Below are 18,329 nucleotides of genomic sequence, written 5' to 3'. Positions count from 1 at the left end.
GTTCCGTTGCTACTCAGAGCCCAATTTGCGGGCCGTCACGCCGAGATGGGCAACCGGAACCCGATCTGGAAGGCTGCGCCGCCCATCTTCGTAGAGGGATTTGAGGATCTCGATCGCCGCAAGCAGGGGATCGTTCCGGCGAGCCGAGCGGAAAGCGAAGGTCCGTAGAAACAGCGCCGCATATTTGCGGACGCTCGCATATTGCTCCACCGCCACAAGCAATGGATCTGGATCTCCATTTTCCACCATGGCCTCGAGAGCGGGCTTTGCCTGCAAAAGACGATGCCAGCCGACGTGCCGGTTGATCGTCTCGATCGCATCCTCATCATTGTCGTTGGCGGCCTGAAGGGCGGAAATCGTATCGAGAAACAGCCGGAGCGCCTTGGCCGTCTCTTTACGCGTTTCGGCATGGCGCTGCTTCTTGCGATTGTTGGCCCGGGAAAAGAGCCTGCCGATCAGCTTGATGAACATGGTGACCGCATCGTCAGTCAGCTTCTGGCCGAGTTTGATAACCTGGGCGACGATCGTCGCGCGCCGACGGCTGGCGTTGAAATCAGCGGTAAGCCAGGCCGGCGTAACATCGCCCTCCCGGATCATCTGGTCCCAGCGCCCGGAATGGATGCGGCCCTGCAGACGGGGATCGATGTCGATGGCGCGAATGAAGGAGAGCCTTTCCATCATCGCGACCAGGTTGCTGGCGCCGGGTGCGTCCGGAGCCGATCGTAGCCAATGGAACCGCGTCTGTGCGATTGCAGGATCGACCTTCAGCAAATCGTCAAGACTCTGAAGTTGCTCAGGGGAAAAGCCGGAGATCAACGCCGTTTCCGCACGCCGTCGCGCTATAGCGCGCGCCGCTAGCCCGATCCGCTCTACAGTGTCTGGCGCAGGAAGCACCACATTGCGGTCCCGCATGGTGGTGATGATTGCCTTGGCAATAGAAGACCCTTTGTCTGTCGTCGCTGCCGTTTCGATCGCCGACATCAAGGCGGCCCGCCGGTCCGGAGCTGCTGCAGTTCTCATCCCAAGATAGGCGAGGAGGTGCGATACGTGTTCCAGCCGGGTCGGTTCTCGCCTCGCATAAGAACTGAAATTTTCTGGATCGGCATCCAATTGCTCGGCGATATAGTTGAGCATTCCCCGCGGCGGTATTTCGTTCGCCATGAGCGTCCTGCCCGGATATCGCATCATGCAAAGCTGGGCAGCAAAGCCGAGCTGGTTATGTTTGCGTCTTCGGACTGCGATCTCCAGCCGATCGGCTGGAGACAGAGTGTAGTGACGGATCAGGCTGTCTTCATCGATCGGCACGCCGAACAGCTCCTGTCGATCCTGGATTTTGAGAAGCTTCCGTCGGGCCATTCTTTACTCCACACAACATCTTGCCGATGACCCCTTGGCATGTCCGAAAACGACCGGTTCCGTACAGGGTGAAACCGCACTGTCCACAAATTACCTTGACATAGTTATGGACATGCTCGACATTCCGGACAGCCTATTCGGACGAATCGAGCCCATGCCACGCACCTTTGCCTACGTCCGTGTCTCCACGACCGGCCAAACGACTGAAAACCAGATTCAGGAAATCGAGGCAGCCGGTTTCCACATCGAGCCACGCCGCATCGTCACCGAAACAGTCTCCGGCAGTGTCGCCATTGCGCAGCGCCGAGGCTTCATCCGGCTCATGGACAAGCTCGAAGCCGGCGACGTGCTCATCGTGACAAAGCTCGACCGTCTTGGGCGGGACGCCATCGATGTGAGCACCACAGTAGGGAAACTGGAGGAATTGGGTGTCCGGGTTCACTGCCTCGCTCTGGGCGGTGTCGATCTCGCAAGCTCCGCTGGCAAAATGACTATGAACGTCATCAACGCCGTCGCGCAGTTCGAACGTGACCTGCTTATCGAACGCACGCAGTCCGGCCTCAAACGGGCAAAATCGGAAGGAAGGATTCTTGGTCGACCGGCGCGGCTCAACGAAATGCGGAAGCAAGACGTTCTTGAAGGGCTGGCCAATGGCATGAGCGTTTCCGCGCTCGCCAGAAAGTTCGAAACCAGCCGGCAGACCATCATGCGCGTCAGAGACGACGGTTCACGGTCCGTTCGACCTTAGCGTATGATTTCGAACAGTTCTTGTTCTGACCCCAGGTTGGTCGTGGCGTTGTTGATCGTCTGGCTCCTTTGGAATCAAGCTGGTGGAGGCGCCCATCGCGGGTGACCGCCAGCAAAACGGCTTTGGCACGAGCGAGGCTCGCCGTCGCGTTAAGAGACGGTCGGCGAGAACCGATCTCTGCGCGCCGCTCTTATGACACAAACGACGCCTGGCTCGCGGCGCCGCATATATCCGGGTTTAAGGCTTCAAGATCTTTCGCGTGACCTTACTGGTGGGGACGATTCGACCTTAAAAGTGCGGCTCGGATGGCTGGAGACAGGAGGCTATCATCGTCATACTCGTGTGCTGAAGGGGCGCAAAGTCTTTCACAAATCATCGCCACGCCATGCATGGGTCAAGAGCGTTCGTATTGGCGCGAGCTCGATTGGACGTGGATTCCAATAAGCATTTTCCGTGGCGAGCTCCGCTGCGCGCGCTATATCTGCTTCTTCAAAGCCCAATGCTTGGAGGGACGTCGGGGCTCCTAAGTTCTTTGCGAGAGCACGGAAACCCCTTGCAGCGTCCACACCTCCCATTGCGCGCGACATCGCTGCCATTGCTTCGGGAATTTCCGTACGATTGTAGTCCAAGGCATAAGGCAGTACCACGCAGTGGGTAGCTGCATGAGGCAAATTGAAACTGCCCCCAAGCGTGTGGCACAATTTGTGGTGCAAAGCCATTCCCGCGGAGCCGAGACAAATCCCACACAACCAGGCTCCGTACAACGCCTCGCTTCGTGCCTCGACATTTCGCTCGTCATCGACGATCCGTGGGAGCGCCTGGGTCAGGACGCGAATAGCTTCCTCTGCTAAAAGGGAAATCACCGGATTGCGGTCCCGGGCGTAAAGCGCTTCAGCCGCATGTGCAGCCGCATTCAAGCCTGACGTAACAGAAATTTGGGCCGGTAAGGTCAGAGTTAAGTCAACGTCGTAGATCACCGTCTGGGGCTGGATTTTTGGGTTACGGATTGTGGTTTTCAACCCATCTTCCGTTTGCCCCAGTATGGGGGTCATTTCTGACCCCGCATATGTCGTCGGTACCACAACCTGTGGCAAATCGGTTCGCCACGCTATTGCTTTGCCCAAACCAATTGTGGAACCACCTCCGATAGCAACCAAGCAGTCCGCATTGACCTCGCTCGCTCGCCTGACACCCACCGCCGTGACTTCACTCGGAGTGTGCATAGCGGCTTCATGGAACGACCCCGCCAACCGCCATTCTAAGTTGCTCGCGATTGAAAGCGACTGTTCTTCTTGTTGCGGTGTGGACAGTACCAGCGCTCTTTTCAGCCCTAGTCGGTCCAGCTCCGCAGCCAGTGATCGTGATGCTCCACGGCCAAAGATAACCCTTGAAGGAGCTGAATTGTACACGAAAGGTTGCATTGAATATCCGCCCTTTAGATGGCGCCGAACAATCGGGCAGGGTTATCAACCAGGATTTTATGCCGGAGAGCGACGTCAGGAGCAAACCGGGCAACTAAGTTCAACAAATCTCCGTCATCTGGCATGCGCTTCGGGTCGAAGTACCCGGAATGCGGCCAGTCGCTTCCCCAGAGTAGGCGGTCAGGGGCTATCTCACTTAAGGCGTGTGCGAACGGCACAACATCGTCATATGGAACACCTGAATGCGAGATCCGATCGGCTCCCGTCAACTTAATCCAGACATGATCAAGAGTCGCAAGATCACGTAGGATCTTAAAGGGAAGCTGGTTGACTCCGGCCGCCGTTTCAACTCTGCCAAAATGGTCGATTATGATCGGTGTTTCAGCTCCCGCGATGAGGTCACATAGCCCCTCCAAAGCATCAGGAGCAAAATGCATGTTTATGCACCAATCGAGTTCACGGCACCAACCATGCATTCGCTCGAACAGTTCGGTGTCGAGTGCGCCGGAACCGTGCTGGGGATTGAATGCGAAACGTACCCCTCTTACACCGCGGGTCTTCAGGTCACGCAGTTCCGTAAAGGTCATATCACGATGAGGCTTGATTATTCCGAGGAGACGGCGATCAGAACGCTCGACCGCATCAATAGTCACTGAATTATCAATCCCGTGCACATTCGGGTGGACACAGACACCCCGTTCGATGCCCAAACGCTCCATCAACGCCAGATAATCTTCAAGCGGTGAATCCGGCGGAGTATACGGACGCTTTTCCGCATATGGGAACACAGCCGTTGGGCCAAAAACATGGAGATGAGTGTCCCATGCGCCTTTTGGTATTGCAAAACTTATTGGCGCAGAGCGCGCGCGAGGCCCTTCGCAAGGCGGTATGCCAGCTTGATCAGCGGGTAACATTTTCCTGGAGCTCCTTTCTGTTGAGCCGAAACTAGCAAGTCATGCCAATTGCTTCCGAACAGAGATTAGCGCTGCGCGACAGCGGCTCGCGGCAGCATTGATCGCTGGTGCAAGCTCAAATGCCTGCAGGATGGTGGAATGGTGGGCGGGGAAGCGTTTGGTCAGACGTTCCCGAAGGTGCCCACCTGAACGGACGACGTTGGCGACTTCTTCCTCTACGGCGGTGTAAGCTTCGGCGCGTCCCATCGCCTGCGCTAGACCTCCCGCAACCGCATCGCTGAATATCATTCCGTTTGTCAATTCTATGTTTCGGTACATTCGTGCGGCATCGACTTCCAAGCCACCAGCTAGAAGACGAGCCTCTCTGAGCGCTCCTGCCGCCAGTCCGACGAGAGACGGGAGCGCCAGCCATTCAGAATGCCAGGCGCCAACGGGCCTTTCATGAAGGCTTGCCATCGCGCTCACCAACGTCGAAAGGTGGCCCACTGATGCAGAGTGTTGGGCCAGAATGATCATCGATCCAACAGGATTTCGCTTGTGAGGCATAGCCGAGGAGCCACCCCGGCCGGCGACCGCTGGCTCAGATACCTCTCCCACTTCCGTTGTCGCAAGGTGAAGCACATCTGTCGCCATCTTCGCTAGAATTCCGAGAAGGATGGCCAACCAACTACCTAGTTCAACAATTCTGCTACGATGCGTGTGCCACGGCATAGCGGGGACGGCTAATCCAAGATCCGCCGCAGTCCTCGTCACAACGGCTTCGGCCCGATCGCCCATTTGGGTCAGTGTGCCTACAGGACCAGCCAATGAGAGGACGAGCACTCGCAGTTTAAGTTGCTCAAGCTGAGCTAAGTGCTCAGCGATCGCGACACACCAGCCTGCCACTTTGAAGCCGAATGTGACAGGCGAAGCATGTTGGCCAGCTGTGCGCCCGATGCAGGGAGTCTCGCAATGTTCCTCCGCTAGCTCGCACAGGGAAGAAAGCAAGGCACTTAGATCAGTTTCGATTAGATCCACCGCTTTGGCCATTTGAAGAATCATGGCCGTATCCATGATGTCTTGGCTCGTAGTACCGAAATGGAAGCCACCTGCTACATCCGGCGGAAGCATGGCTTGCACTGATTTTACGAATGGGATGACAGGGACCGCTCCAAGTCGGGTCTGCTCTGCCAGTACCTTAATGTCCAGAGAGCCAGGATCTATACCGGCGATGGAGTTGGCAAGCTCTTGGCTGACCAAACCTTCAGCAGCCTGAGCGCGCGCCAAAGCGGTTTCGACTCGCAACATCAACCCGAGAAATCGACGCTCCGAGAGCGCGTCCCTCATTTCTTTCGTCGTAAACAGAGGCCCCAACAGGTCTGAATCAAGGGGGGAAAATGACATCAAAACGCCCAGTAAGATGAATCTAGGGATGGAGCCGTAGCTATAACTTTGACTGGCTATTATGTACAGCGTTAGCTTAATATGAACGTATGCGCCGTCTACGCCCCATTGATTTTTCGGTTTCAGCTACTCGGTCGTGCGGCCTGAGGACGGGATGTGAGCTCACCGGATAGTATCTGGTGAGCTCATTGTGAAGCTTTGATGCGGGCGGCGTATGCCCATGGCATCAAGGCGTCAATGTCCTTGGCGAGGTGGCCGTTTGCTAGGCGGGTGAAGAGGTCGCAGAGATAGGCGTATGGTTCGACGCCGTTCATTTTGCATGTGCCGATCAGGCTGGCGAACCGGGCCCAATTTCGGCCCCCTTCATCATGGCCTGCAAAGAGCGCGTTGCGGCGGTTCATGGCCGGGCGGCGGATCGCGTTTTCCACCAGGTTGGAGTCGATATCGACATGGCCATCGTCCAGGAACAGCCGGAAGCCTTCCTGTCGTGTCAGCATATAGGCGAGCGCCTTTCCGAGGTCGGACTTGCGTGAGACACGCTCTGCCTGGGCCGCAATCCACGTGAAGAACTCATCCACCAGCGGCGCTGACAATGCCTGTCGAACTGCCCGGCGATGTTCGGGATCTGACCCTCGAATGCTGTCTTCGATCTTGTAGAGGGCGGCGATCCGCACCAGTGCCTCATCGACAATGGGTGATCCGCTCTTCGGCGCGGCCTTGATCAGCTTCCTGCGTCCGTGCGCCCAACAGAATGCCAGCTTCAACGGATCGCCACCCACCCGGTCCGGCGTGGCGAGGTGAGAGTAACCGCCATAGGCATCCACTTGGATTATGCCGTTGAACCCATCGAGGATTTCAGCGGCATATTCGCCCTTGCGCCCGGGCCGATAATGGAACACCACGCCCGGCGCAGCAGAACCATTCCAGCCGCGGTCGTCACGCAGCACAGCCCAGAGATAGCCGGTCTTGGTCTTGCCTCGTCCCGGATCCAGGACCGGAGCTGTTGTCTCATCGACATAGAGCCTGGTGCTGTCAAAAAGCAGCCGCTTGGCCATATGATCGACCACCGCTGCGATTTCGTTACCCGTGCGCCCCATCCAATCAGCAAGGACCGTGCGGTCGATCGGCACGCCGTGTCGCGCCATGACCTCGGCCTGACGGTTGAGCGGCATATGTTCGGAATGCTTGGAGACGGCAATCTCGGCCAGAAGGGCCTCCGTCGGCCAGCTTCCTTCCAGAAGATGCGCAGGTGCCCTGGCCTGGACGACGCCCGTGCGCCCCTTGGGGCAGGCGTATTTCGGGCGGATCGTGACGATCACCTCGTAGCGCGCCGGCACCCGGTCGAGCCGTTCCGTCCGATCCTCGCCGATCCGCACCATGTTGCCGCAACCGCAAGGACAAACGATGCTCTCCGGCTCGATCACGCGCTCGACCCGCGGCAGATGTTCGGGCAGTTCACGAGCTTTGCGCTCTTTGCGAGGAGCGGCTTTGGATGGATCATTCGAGGCGCTGACTTCGATCTTCTTTTCGACGGCCGCGATCCGCGCCTGTGTTTCGGCAATTGCCGTTTCAAGATCCTCAAGGGCCAGTTCCATCTGCGCCGGGTCGAGCTTTTCCGACTTTGGCCCAAACTTCGTGCGCCGATAGTCGTGAACCTGCCCCTCAAGCTTCTCGATCAACTCCTTCAGTTCAGTGATGAAGGCGTCCTTTTCGGCGACGACCGCTTGCTCATGCTGCCTGGCAGCACGCTCGACCGAAAGCTCGAACTGCATGGCTGCAAAGGCTTTGACAACCTCTGGCGGAAGGTTCGGAAACTGGCTTAGATCAATCGGTTGCGACATGCCGTTTTATAGCAAAACAGCACTAAAAAGCCAAATAAAACAATGCAAAGACCAGCGAAGGTTCAGCCTGCCGCCGATGGAGCGGCAACCCGTCGTGCCATCACCCGCCGCCAGTCAAGACCTTCGAACAAAGCCTCATATTGACCCCTGGAAAGACGCATCACCCCATCTTGAACCTTGGGCCAGGCAAAGCTTCCATGTTCGAGAATTTTGTACGTCAGCACTAACCCTGTGCCATCCCATACCAGGATCTTCATGCGATCTCCGCGTTTTGAACGAAAGATCACCGTAACCCCGGAATGCGGATCAAGCTTCAATTCGGTCTGCACCATCAAAGCCAGCGCCTGATGCCCACAGCGGAAGTCAACCGGCCGCGTTGCGATCAGGATCGGCAGTCGTTGACCCGCGACGATCATGCCATCTCTCGCATCGCACGAACCAGAGCGGCGACACGTTCAACCGGCACGTCTCCAGGAACCTGCAGTACAACATCCTTGCCGATAAGCAGCGTCAACACCATTGAAGCCGCCTCTGGCCGCTCCGGCGACCTCAAAACACTCACCGCATCGCTCGGCTCCGCTGTGATCGCCAAAGGCACAAACGCAGGCTCGGCATCACCACTCTCACAAAGGCCCGACATTACCTCAACAGGCAAAGCCAGAATTCCCTCGCGCGCTTGTCGCCGCCAACTGGAAAGCTGATTTGCTATAACGCCGTGACGACGCGCCACATCAACAACACGAACACCGGGCTCAAGGCTTTCCGCGACAATGCGAGCCTTCACGTCATCCGGCCACCGCCGGTTACCGCGGCGCGGCTCGACAACTTCATAGCGGCCAACAAATCCATCTTCTGCCATGCAAATCTCCAGATAACCCTGGAAACCTTCTGGCATACCCAGCAAGCCTCAAAACATAGCCAATCCAATGGGGCACAGACGGCGCTTACATATGAACAGCATTTATCGTATAAGATTTCTGTGCGATCTGCGTTGCTGCGTCGGCGAAGTTCACCTTCGCCGAAGCGGCAGAAAAAGGAATCTGGTAGCGGTAGAAGTATGATGCCCCTCCAACCGATGTGTGATGGAATGGTACGTTTCTAAAGCAGGTAGGGTGACTTGAGTGCGCGCCTTCGACCTAACTCATGTCGCCGGTTTACAGTTCACGAAGTTGTAACGCGAAGGACCCGCCGCTTGGCAGCAATTTGCAAGAATGAGAGGACTATGGCTCTGGAGCCAAATTCGCCACAAAACACAGTTCAGACGGTTTCTAAAGCGCTTGCTTTACTTGAGCTATTCACCCCCGATGTTGAATGGCTCGGGGTACGCGAAATCGGAAGAATCCTCGATATTAACAGCGCTACAGTTCACAATCTGCTCCGCACCCTCGCCAGTTCAGGTTTCATTGAGCAGCATCCTGAGACTCGAAAATACCGGCTCGGGCTCGCACTCGTTCAGCTTGCCGGAACTAAGCTTGCTCAGTTAGATCTGGTCAAGGTTTGCTCGCCCCCCATGAAGGCTCTGATGGAAAAGACGGGGGAGACGGTGACGCTTTCTGTTTTGCACGGTTCGGAGCTTCTCTACCTAGCAAAAAACGAAAGCACCGAGCCTATGCGTGTCGCGTCTCGCGTCGGTGGCAGCGCCCCTTTGCATTGCTCTGCAAACGGCAAAGCTCTGCTTGCCTTCATAGAAGAGCCGCAACTGTCTCAGTTCTTTTCGCAACCCCTCAAACGCTTTACATCGGAAACGGTCGTCGATTCTGAGATATTGAGAGCTGAACTCCAGGACATTCGGCGTTTAGGCTATGCTGTCGATCTTGGCGGCTACTTACCAGGTGTGAATGCGGTTGGAGCACCGATTCGTGACCAGACCCACAAAGTGGTGGCGTCGCTCGGAATCGTTGGACCTGCCAGCCGTCTTAGGGAGGAGAAACTGACCTTCTGCACCATTCATGTACAAGAGGCCGCAGCTGAAATGTCTCGTTCATTGGGGTGGAACAGGAGGTAGAGGCAAGTGTCCGGGCCAACCGCTGCGCAGTTGGCCGGGACACTTGTATTTCGCTGAAAAAGTCAGAACATCGCCTGGGGTATAAACAATGCAATTTGGGGGAAAAGTACGAGCAAAAGCAGACAGAACCCCATTGCAAACCAGAATGGCAGGACGCCGCGAAAAATCGTGGCCATGGGCACATCACCGGCAATACTTTTCACGACAAATACATTCATGCCGACAGGAGGCGTGATCATACCCATCTCAATCATGATAACGGCTACAACACCAAACCAGATCGGATCAAAGCCCATCGACATCATGATGGGGTAGAAGATGGGAACAGTCACGACCAGCATTGCTAACCCGTCCATGAACATCCCCAAAATCAGATAGGCAACAACGACAAGAAACAGCACGCCATAGGGGCCGAGACCAGCAGACGTCATTGCTTCGCCCAACATCGACGGCAATTGTGTCATCGATAGAAACGGATTGAGGACTGCTGCGCCTATAATGATCAGGTACAGCATGGCTGTAGTGCTGACCGTGTCGCTAACCGCTCGCCAAGCGGTTGACGGAGTCAGCTTCCGCGTAAATAGAGCCAAGATAAGGACCAGTCCCGCGCCGATGCCGGCGGCTTCGACTGGCGTGAATACACCAAGATAAATACCCCCAATTGATACTATGATTACCGTTAGCAGGGGCGCCGCACGGAGTGCGGCAGCCATACGTTCCTTTAGCGGAACATGAGCTCCGCGCGGTCCCGCTTCTGGATTTCGAAGCGAGATGAGGGTGACCGTGAGAATGAACAAGCCTGCAAGCAAGAGACCGGGGAGAATACCCGACATGAACAATTGGCCAATGCTTTGTTCGGTGAGAATGGCGTAGATAACAAAGCCGGTTGATGGTGGGATAAGGAAACCAAGGGTGCCACCGGCAGCAATCGCACCCGTTGCGAGCCCGCTGGAATAGTTGAAACGCGCCATCTCTGGCAGTGCGACACGTCCAATGGTAACCGCAGTCGCCACCGATGAGCCACTGACGGCGGAGAACGCCGCACACCCAAGGACTGAAGCCGAAGCAAGACCTCCAGGGAGTCGCCCCACCCATGCTGCGTATTCCGATGAAGCCGGCCATTGATTCCGAAACGAAGCCGGCCACCTGTTCCGATTTCATTCCGGCCAGCATTCCGATTTGAAGCCGGCCAGTCGATGCTCCCCTGGGTCGTTGTTTTGAATGGCTCCTGTTTGTCGTGCGGTCAAGCGGCGGATGGAGTGTGGCGCTGCTTTCGCAGGCTCTCGCCGCTGAGTTCAATGCGGTAGGCGCTGTGGACGAGGCGATCGAGGATGGCGTCGGCGAGTGTCGGATTGCCGATCATGTCGTACCAATGATCGATGGGCACCTGGCTGGTGACGATGGTGGATCGCTTCTCATAGCGATCTTCGATGATCTCGAGGAGATCGCGGCGCTGCTCGTCGTTGAGCTTCTCGGGACCCCAATCGTCGAGGATGAGCAGGTCGGTTCTGGCGAGTGCCTTGAGGACCTTCGGGTAGCGGCCGTCGCCGCGCGCGAGTGCAAGGGTGGCGAATAGCCTGGGCAGGCGATGATAGGCGACGGAGAAGTCCTCGCGGCATGCCTTGTGTCCGAGCGCGCAGGCCAGCCAGCTCTTGCCGACGCCGGCGGGTCCGATCAGCAGGAGACTGTGATGATGCCTGATCCAGTCGCAGCCGGCGAGCTTCAGGAACAGATTGCGGTCGAGGCCGCGGGCGGCGCGGAAGTCGATGTTCTCGACCTGGGCGTCATGGCGGAGCCTGGCGGCACGGGCTCTCGCCTCGAAGCGCTTCTGGCGGCGCGTCGTCGCCTCGCGCTCAAGAAGGAGAGCGAGCCATTCGCCATGCTCGAGGCTCCTCACTTCCGGTTGGGCCTCGAGTTCGTGATAGGCGCTTGCCATGCCGGAGAGGCCGAGTTCGCGCAGCATGTCGATGGTGGGATTGGTCAGCATTGTCTTGGTCCTCAATGAAAGTAGCCGGGGCCGCGCAGGTTTGCGTGTTCCATGACGGCGGCGGGTTCGGTGGAATGCCTGTTGGACTTGTGGGTGGCGATGAGTGCGGTGATGGTCTTGCAGGTCAGCCCGCCGATCTCGACGGCACGCGCCGACACAGCCTCGGCGCGCTCGCGGGGAAGATCGCGATAGAGGCGCAGGACTCCGAGGCATGTCCTGAAGCCCTGTTCGGGATGTGGCCGGCTGGCGAGAATGGCGGTGACCAGGCCTTCGGTCTCGGGACCGATCGACGCGCCCCAGCGCCGGAAACGATCCGGTGTCCACTCGGCGTAGCGCCGATGCGAACTCGGCATATGATCGGGGTCCGTGCCAAAGCGCGGCCCCCCATAGCGGCGCTGATGCGCGGCGATGCGCTTGCCACGGTGGAATATCTCGATCATCCGGGCGGTGGCACGGATATCGACCTGCTGGCGGATGAGGCCGTGCGGGACGGAATAGAAGAAGCTCTTGAACTCGACGTGATAATCCGTCGAGACCCGCGCCAAGCGCCATTCGGCGAACTCGTAGTCCTCTGCGGGAAGGGTTGCGAGGGCTGGGCGTTCGACCGTCTCGAAGAGATGCCGGCGGCTGACGCCGAGCCGGCGCATGACATGATCGTTGATGCGCGCGAGCATCTCGGCGATCGCGGCATTGGCCTCGGCAAGCGAGAAGAAGGTCTGCTTGCGCAGGCGGCCGAGAATGCAGCTCTGGGCAAAGCGCACGGCGTTCTCGACCTTGGCCTTGTCCTTCGGGCGTCGCGGCCGGGCCGGCAGGACGCCGACACCGTAGTGGGACGCCATCATGCCGTAGCTGCGATTGATCTCGGGATCATGAAAGCTGGCGCGGTTGACGCCGGACTTCAGGTTGTCCGGCACGATCAGCCGGGGCACGCCACCGAAGAAGGCGAACATGCGCACATGCGAGCCGATCCAGTCCGGGAGCGTCTGGGTCCAGGTGGCCTCGGCAAACGTGTAGCTCGACGCGCCGAGCACGCCAACGAACAGTTCCGCCTCCCGGACCTCGCCGGTCTTGCGATCGACGATCGGCACCTTCTTTCCGGAATAGTCGACGAAGACCTTGTCGCCGGCGGCGTGTTCCTGGCGCATCGTCGGCGACAGGCGTTGCTCGAAACCGCGAAACAGTTCGCAGAAGCGGCTATAGCCGTAACCGTCGGGATGGACGCTGCGGTATTCCTCCCAGAGGATCAGAAGCGTCACGCCCGGCTTCTTCAGCTCGATCGAAAGCTCAGCCCATTCAGGCTCCTGCCTTCGCCGCTGGCCCTGCTTGACCCCGGCGCGGGCGAAAAGACGATGTTCGAGCGCATCGTCGGTCAGCTCGCCGGGCAAGGGCCAGGCCAAGCCCGCTAGCGCCGCCCGCTTCAGATTGTCCTGCACGGTGCTGCGCGCAACGCCGAGCACCACCGCAATCTCGCGGCTACTTGTTCCGCTTCCGGCAAGCCGGAGCATCTGTCGTAATTGTCTCATGGTCAGCCTTCTCTTCGCCGGCATCAAAATCTCCTCGTGTACCGGGAGGCTTGATGCCAAAGTTGCTGACCCAGGGGGTATCGTTAGAGCCGAAAAACGGCCGACAATTGATTGGAATCGTGGCCGGCTTCAAATCGGAACGGTGGCCGGTAATTGATCGGAATGCCGGCCGGCTTCAGCTCGGAATCCGCACCCATGCAAAAGCCGCTTCGTAGAGCCCACGGCTGAAGCCGGCTACCGAAGCTATATTGCCCATCAATATAAATAGAGGGATGACGGTCAACGAGTAGTTGGATACCTGAGAGAATGTCTCCGTAACCATTAAGGCGTTCGCCGAACGGAAGCCATTCAGCATCCACGTGCCGAAGAAGCCCACGGTCAGCATCGCCATCCCAACTGGCATGCGCAAGACCATCAATACGAAAAGCGCTCCGATGCCGAAGAGGCCAATCGAAAAATCAGTCATGCGCGCCTGTACCCCCGCGAATGAGGTCAACTATTTGCAGGACCAGAACAACCGCAAAAAGGGCACCGCCGAGCGCCATGAGTCCATAGAATGGCCAGAATGGGACACGCAGCATGTTGGATAGGTCGTTATACTCCAGTGCTTCACGCAGTTTTAGCCACGAGCGCCAAGTCAAGAGGTACATGAGGTAGACGCCTACGGCACGCGAGAACAAGTCGCCAATGAAACGGCCCCACACGCCGATATGCTTATCGAACACATCAACTCGCACATGTCCGTCGCGCTGGGCGGTGCCTGGCATTGCGAGCATAACCAACGCGATCGAGACTAGCTGAATTATCTCATCACTACCGAGGATTGGGGTCTGAAAGAAATAGCGCATGATGACGCCAACAAAGCTGGTGCATAAGATAATGGCTAAGGCTAGAGCTGACAGAGACGTTAAGAAGGCAACCGCCCATTCGATTACTATCGAATGGGCGATGCCTTGCTTCTTTTTTATTGTCGGAGAGTTAGTCATTCTGTAGCGCTTCGACATAGGCGCGTGCTGCAACGCCTGTTGCTTCGACTTCTTCAATCACGCTCTCGACCACGGTACTAGTTGCGGCATTGAATTTCTCGATTTCTTCCTCTGAAAGCGTAATTACTTCTTTACCTTCCGTTCCAGCGAAGTCCTTGAGGGCGGTGGATGCAACGCCGAGCCAAGCCCTATTGCCGTTTCGTGCGGCTTCCTGACCAGCATCGAGAACAGCTTTTTGTTGCTCTTCACTAAGCTCCTGGAAACTGTCGAGATTCATCACCATCAAAAACTGGGAAATCGACGTATCCATGCCGACTGTGATGTAGTTTGTCACCTCTTCCAGTCTGAACCCTGTCAGAGCTGTGGCGTCAATCATCGCTCCATCGATGACCCCCGTTTGCATCGCATTATAAACTTCACTTGCAGGCATGGAAACGGGAACACCTCCCCACGCTTCGAGCACAAGGCCTGCGTTACGTGATGGGACGCGAACCTTCATGCCAGCAAGATCCTCGAGCTTACGAATTGGCTTGGTCGCAGAGAACAAAAACGACGGTGCGTTATTCCATAGGGCGAGCAGCTGAACTCGACGATACTCCTGAGAGAGCTTGTCAATGTTGGCCAGCATGCGTTCGGTACCGGTCTCAGCGTCAATCACACCGGGCAGGTCGGCAAGAAGGGTCAATGGAAATGTAGAGGCCGTGTAACCCGGCATAGCCAAGACGATATCAGCGACGCCATCGACAGCACGATTGTACTGCTCGTTTGGGCCTGGGCCAAGCTCCCCTCCCATATAGAGTCGGACGGTTAAATCCCCGCCCGTTGCCTCTGACACTGCGTTCGCAAAAGGCTCATATACCTCTTCAACAATAAAATGCGAGGGCGAATGAAAATCGGCAAGTTTCAGATCACGGGCAAAGGCGGGCAATGTCGACAGAAGCGCTGTCGCGGTCACTGCGGCCACGCGATTGGCGTCAGAATTACCTTGCGCTGCAAAGGCAGCCTTCGCAGGCGAGTGCTATGTTTGTGATCTCACACTTCGAAGAAAACCGTCTCCCTCTGTCCTTGAAGGCGGATTGTGATGTGAAAGGCGGCATCATCGATCTTTTCTGCGATAAGCGTAGCACGCTCATCACTCGACAGGAGAGCCAAGATCGGGTCTTCATCATTAGAGACTTCATCTGCGAAATAGATTCTCGTGTATAATCTGCGGTTCAATCCCTTTCCAAAGATGGAAAGCGCAACGTGAGGCGCCTGTAAGATCCCTGCGGATGTCGGAACACGACCCGGTTTCACAGTGTGAAATGTGAAGGAGCCAGACTCATTGCAGTGGGTGCGGCCAAAGCCCGTGAATGATGACTTTCGTGGGTTGATTTGTGCACCTACAAAATTGCCATTTCCATCAGGCTGCCAGAGTTCGATCATACCATCAGGGATGGCATGATCATCTCCGTCGATGAGCGTTCCCGAAATTGAAATGCGCTGTCCCACAGCATCGTCGGTGGCGAGGTTCCTTCCAAAAATAGGAGGGATCGTTTGATAGTCGTCTGGCGTCAGGCAGTAGGCATAGAAGGGACCGACTGTCTGAGATGGTGTGATCGTCATCGGGGCTTCAATGCGCATGAGTTTCCTCGAAATAGTTCCCGTTTCGGCCCCGCAGAACAATGTCAAAGCGGTAAGTTAAGCCCCATTCAGACTGTGTAGCCTCAAGATCGAGCGAAGCCACCATTCCTCTCTTTGAGAAATCCGGCGCTGCATTATAGATGGAGTCATATCTGAGTAGGGGATCGCCCTCGAAGTAGAGTTGGGTGACCAAGCGGCTCAAAAATGACGGCCCGAATAAAGAGATGTGAATGTGGCGTGGACGCCAGACGTTGTGCAGTCCCACGACCGGATAAGCACCAGGAATAATCGTAATAAATGAATATGAGCCGTCGCTTCCGGTAACGGTACGGCCAGCGCCCGAAAAGTTTGGGTCAAGGGGTGCTAAGTGCTGATCTAACTTATGAATATAGCGACCAGCTGCGTTCGCCTGCCAGATTTCCAATAGTGCGTTTGGAACGCCGCGGCCGTCTTCATCGATAACACGCCCCGTAATTCGAATGCGCTCTCCTATCGGCTCTCCGTCATGCTGACGAGTCAGATCCGAGTCTTCTGGACGAACACTTTCGTGTCCATACACAGGCCCGTACAACTCCGTAGCAGTCTGCGGAATATATCTTAAGGGCCGGGATGGAGCGCGCTTTCTGGTAAAGATGTAGGCCGGCGTATCATAAGGCGGATGCATGCCGACGCTATCGGAGGGATATTCCGCCGGCACTTCGGGCCAGCCGGGGAGGAACAAGGCCATGAGCACTTACCTGTTCATATAATCTAAACACTGTTCAATAAGTTAGAACACTTTTTCTTGCCCGTCAACGCCGTCCCGAGTTGCAGGCAAGGCAATCGGGCGAGTTAATGCGTGACATTTGCGGGAAGTGCTGAATCTGTGGGAACCCAATTGATTCGATTGGGATTTTCTGACCATGAGCGTATCCGAAGAAGCTGTTCTTGAAAGCGTTGTTTTTCTTGATCATTTCTCCGACCTGTCCGACCCGCGGCAGCTCAGCAAGGTGATCTATCCGCTTGATGAGATCCTGTTGCTCTCCTTGCTTGCCGTTGTGGCCGGGGCCGAGACCTTCACCGGGATTGCCGAGTTCGGGAGATTGAAGCCTGATCTGCTGCGCCGCTTTCGGCCCTTTGCCAACGGAACGCCGGACCACGATCGCATTGGAGAAGTGTTCGCCGCCCTTGATGCAGAACACTTCCAGAAGTGTTTCGTCCATTGGGTTGCGGCACTGACCGACATACCCGAAGGCGTGATCGCCATCGATGGAAAGACTAGCCGACGCTCCGGCAAGAAGGGTGGGCACAACCCCATCCATATGGTCTCGGCCTTTGCCGCCCAGCAACGCCTGGTCCTTGGGCAGGTCAAGGTTGAGCAGAAGTCCAATGAGATCGTCGCAATTCCGAAGCTCCTGGAGATGCTGGCCATCGAGGGCGCCATCATCACCATTGATGCGATGGGCTGCCAGCGTGACATTGCCAGCAAGATCATCGACAAAAAGGCTGACTACGTCCTTGCACTGAAAGGTAACCAGGGGACCCTTCGTGAGGATGTCGAACTTTTTTCCAACGAACAAAAATCCAGCAATTTCAGCGACTCCACGGTCAGCCAGCACAAGTCCGTCGATGGGGATCACGGCCGTATCGTAACCCGCAACGTGACTGTCTTCCACGACATCGGATGGCTGCAGCAGCGCCACAAATGGCCGGGCATGAAAGCTATCATCATGGTCGACAGCGAGACAGAAATTGACGCCAAGGTCGAACGGGAAACGCGTTTTTACATCACATCTTCAGCTGACGGCGCCGACAAGCTCGGTGATGTCGTACGGCGCCACTGGTCCGTGGAAAGTATGCACTGGCTGATGGATTGCGTCTTCAGGGATGACGAATGCCGTGTGCGAACCGATCATGCGCCAGCCAATTTCACGACCATCAAGCATATGGCCCACAACCTGTTGCGTCGCCATCCAGCCAAGCTATCGATGACTTCGAAACGACTGAGCGCGGGTTGGAATGAAGACTTCCTTGTCAGCATCATCAAGTGAAAATCAATTCACCCGATTCCCGTGGAGTTGCAGGCCGTCGTCTAAGATCATTTGAGCGGTTCTAGATTGGCTATCGCTTCAAAGAGCTTGCCTCTCTTTGCGCTGGGATATGTCTCGGAGTTTACGACCCGGAATAGCTTGGACTGCGAGGTTGCCGAACCGAGAGAGAGCAACGACCTGAAAAGCTGTTTGCGGCAGGTTTGCGGACGCAGAAATCGGGTTGCAGGCGTCGGAGTTTAACACCGAATCTCTGCCAAAGCCTTTTCGCCGAACCTACATCGGTGGGAATAATATCCTGGTCCAACTATTGAGCTAGCGCACCTGACGAATGGGCTGCTCCTGCAGAGCGCCAAACCTCCGCTCCGTCTAGTCGACCGAACTATTCGAAACAATCGATCATTCTGATCCATTTTTTGCGTTGGACCCTGCGGTGTTGGAATGAGATTTCGTTCGATGCATAGATGGAGTATCAAGTGTCTGCTCGTTCCCCGGTCCAGTCAAAGCAACACTCG

Annotated in this window: 17 protein-coding genes and 1 pseudogene; 3 read left to right on the top strand and 15 right to left on the bottom strand. The window is 56.6% G+C overall.

Annotation, left to right across the window (positions count from 1 at the left end):
* Positions 1-21: 21 nt before the first annotated feature.
* Positions 22-1,356, bottom strand: a pseudogene (locus tag ACX82Z_RS22865) (DUF4158 domain-containing protein); the annotation flags it as partial.
* 154 nt (positions 1,357-1,510) lie between these two features.
* Here ACX82Z_RS22865 and ACX82Z_RS22860 point away from each other — a divergent pair.
* Positions 1,511-2,104, top strand: coding sequence for a recombinase family protein (locus tag ACX82Z_RS22860; RefSeq protein WP_459912213.1), 594 nt, complete (start codon positions 1,511-1,513; stop codon positions 2,102-2,104).
* Between the two features lie 365 nt (positions 2,105-2,469).
* On the opposite strand, the gene ACX82Z_RS22855 is transcribed toward ACX82Z_RS22860, so the two are convergent.
* The 6 genes from ACX82Z_RS22855 to tnpA form a co-directional block, all read right to left on the bottom strand.
* Positions 2,470-3,525, bottom strand: a complete 1,056-nt coding sequence (locus ACX82Z_RS22855) for a maleylacetate reductase (RefSeq protein ID WP_109614748.1) — start codon at positions 3,523-3,525, stop codon at positions 2,470-2,472.
* 14 nt (positions 3,526-3,539) lie between these two features.
* Positions 3,540-4,439 carry a 4-sulfomuconolactone hydrolase gene (locus ACX82Z_RS22850; protein ID WP_109614747.1) on the bottom strand — a complete coding sequence of 300 codons (900 nt, stop codon included), beginning with the start codon at positions 4,437-4,439 and terminating at the stop codon, positions 3,540-3,542.
* A 39-nt stretch (positions 4,440-4,478) separates the two neighbouring features.
* On the bottom strand, positions 4,479-5,765 hold the full coding sequence (locus tag ACX82Z_RS22845; protein ID WP_459912210.1) for a class-II fumarase/aspartase family protein: 1,287 nt from the start codon (positions 5,763-5,765) through the stop codon (positions 4,479-4,481).
* A 242-nt stretch (positions 5,766-6,007) separates the two neighbouring features.
* Complete coding sequence (gene tnpC / locus ACX82Z_RS22840) at positions 6,008-7,663, bottom strand: IS66 family transposase (protein WP_459912208.1); 1,656 nt, start codon at positions 7,661-7,663, stop codon at positions 6,008-6,010.
* Positions 7,664-7,725: 62 nt separating this feature from the next.
* Positions 7,726-8,079, bottom strand: a complete 354-nt coding sequence (gene tnpB / locus ACX82Z_RS22835; RefSeq protein WP_459912206.1) for an IS66 family insertion sequence element accessory protein TnpB — start codon at positions 8,077-8,079, stop codon at positions 7,726-7,728.
* Positions 8,076-8,522: an IS66-like element accessory protein TnpA gene (gene tnpA, locus ACX82Z_RS22830; RefSeq protein ID WP_459912204.1), complete on the bottom strand. Its 447-nt coding sequence runs from the start codon at positions 8,520-8,522 to the stop codon at positions 8,076-8,078. Before tnpA ends, tnpB begins: the two co-directional genes overlap by 4 nt.
* A gap of 363 nt (positions 8,523-8,885) precedes the next feature.
* Here tnpA and ACX82Z_RS22825 point away from each other — a divergent pair, with 363 nt between their 5' ends.
* Positions 8,886-9,668 (top strand): IclR family transcriptional regulator, encoded by a 783-nt coding sequence (locus tag ACX82Z_RS22825; protein ID WP_109614746.1) that lies wholly within the window; start codon positions 8,886-8,888, stop codon positions 9,666-9,668.
* A gap of 62 nt (positions 9,669-9,730) precedes the next feature.
* On the opposite strand, the gene ACX82Z_RS22820 is transcribed toward ACX82Z_RS22825, so the two are convergent.
* The 8 genes from ACX82Z_RS22820 to pcaH form a co-directional block, all read right to left on the bottom strand.
* Positions 9,731-10,759, bottom strand: coding sequence for a TRAP transporter large permease (locus ACX82Z_RS22820; protein WP_459912202.1), 1,029 nt, complete (start codon positions 10,757-10,759; stop codon positions 9,731-9,733).
* Between the two features lie 152 nt (positions 10,760-10,911).
* A complete protein-coding gene (gene istB / locus ACX82Z_RS22815) occupies positions 10,912-11,655 on the bottom strand; it encodes an IS21-like element helper ATPase IstB (RefSeq protein ID WP_427207147.1) in 744 nt (247 codons plus the stop codon).
* An 11-nt stretch (positions 11,656-11,666) separates the two neighbouring features.
* Complete coding sequence (istA, locus tag ACX82Z_RS22810) at positions 11,667-13,178, bottom strand: IS21 family transposase (RefSeq protein WP_253126725.1); 1,512 nt, start codon at positions 13,176-13,178, stop codon at positions 11,667-11,669.
* A gap of 175 nt (positions 13,179-13,353) precedes the next feature.
* On the bottom strand, positions 13,354-13,644 hold the full coding sequence (locus ACX82Z_RS22805) for a TRAP transporter large permease subunit (protein ID WP_459912200.1): 291 nt from the start codon (positions 13,642-13,644) through the stop codon (positions 13,354-13,356).
* Positions 13,637-14,182 (bottom strand): TRAP transporter small permease, encoded by a 546-nt coding sequence (locus ACX82Z_RS22800; RefSeq protein WP_109614744.1) that lies wholly within the window; start codon positions 14,180-14,182, stop codon positions 13,637-13,639. The genes ACX82Z_RS22805 and ACX82Z_RS22800 overlap by 8 nt, the downstream gene beginning before the upstream one ends.
* On the bottom strand, positions 14,157-15,128 hold the full coding sequence (locus ACX82Z_RS22795; RefSeq protein WP_459912197.1) for a TRAP transporter substrate-binding protein: 972 nt from the start codon (positions 15,126-15,128) through the stop codon (positions 14,157-14,159). Before ACX82Z_RS22795 ends, ACX82Z_RS22800 begins: the two co-directional genes overlap by 26 nt.
* A gap of 68 nt (positions 15,129-15,196) precedes the next feature.
* A complete protein-coding gene (pcaG, locus tag ACX82Z_RS22790) occupies positions 15,197-15,787 on the bottom strand; it encodes a protocatechuate 3,4-dioxygenase subunit alpha (protein WP_051796746.1) in 591 nt (196 codons plus the stop codon).
* Positions 15,777-16,514 (bottom strand): protocatechuate 3,4-dioxygenase subunit beta, encoded by a 738-nt coding sequence (gene pcaH, locus ACX82Z_RS22785; protein ID WP_051796759.1) that lies wholly within the window; start codon positions 16,512-16,514, stop codon positions 15,777-15,779. The genes pcaG and pcaH overlap by 11 nt, the downstream gene beginning before the upstream one ends.
* Before the next feature lie 175 nt (positions 16,515-16,689).
* Between pcaH and ACX82Z_RS22780 the strand changes: the two genes are divergently transcribed.
* A complete protein-coding gene (locus ACX82Z_RS22780; RefSeq protein ID WP_109614743.1) occupies positions 16,690-17,817 on the top strand; it encodes an ISAs1 family transposase in 1,128 nt (375 codons plus the stop codon).
* Positions 17,818-18,329 lie beyond the last annotated feature (512 nt).

The sequence above is a fragment of the Aliihoeflea sp. PC F10.4 genome, assembly GCF_054612275.1.
The sequence above is the reverse complement of the archived record's forward strand: the minus strand, read 5'-3'. Positions and strand labels throughout refer to the sequence as shown.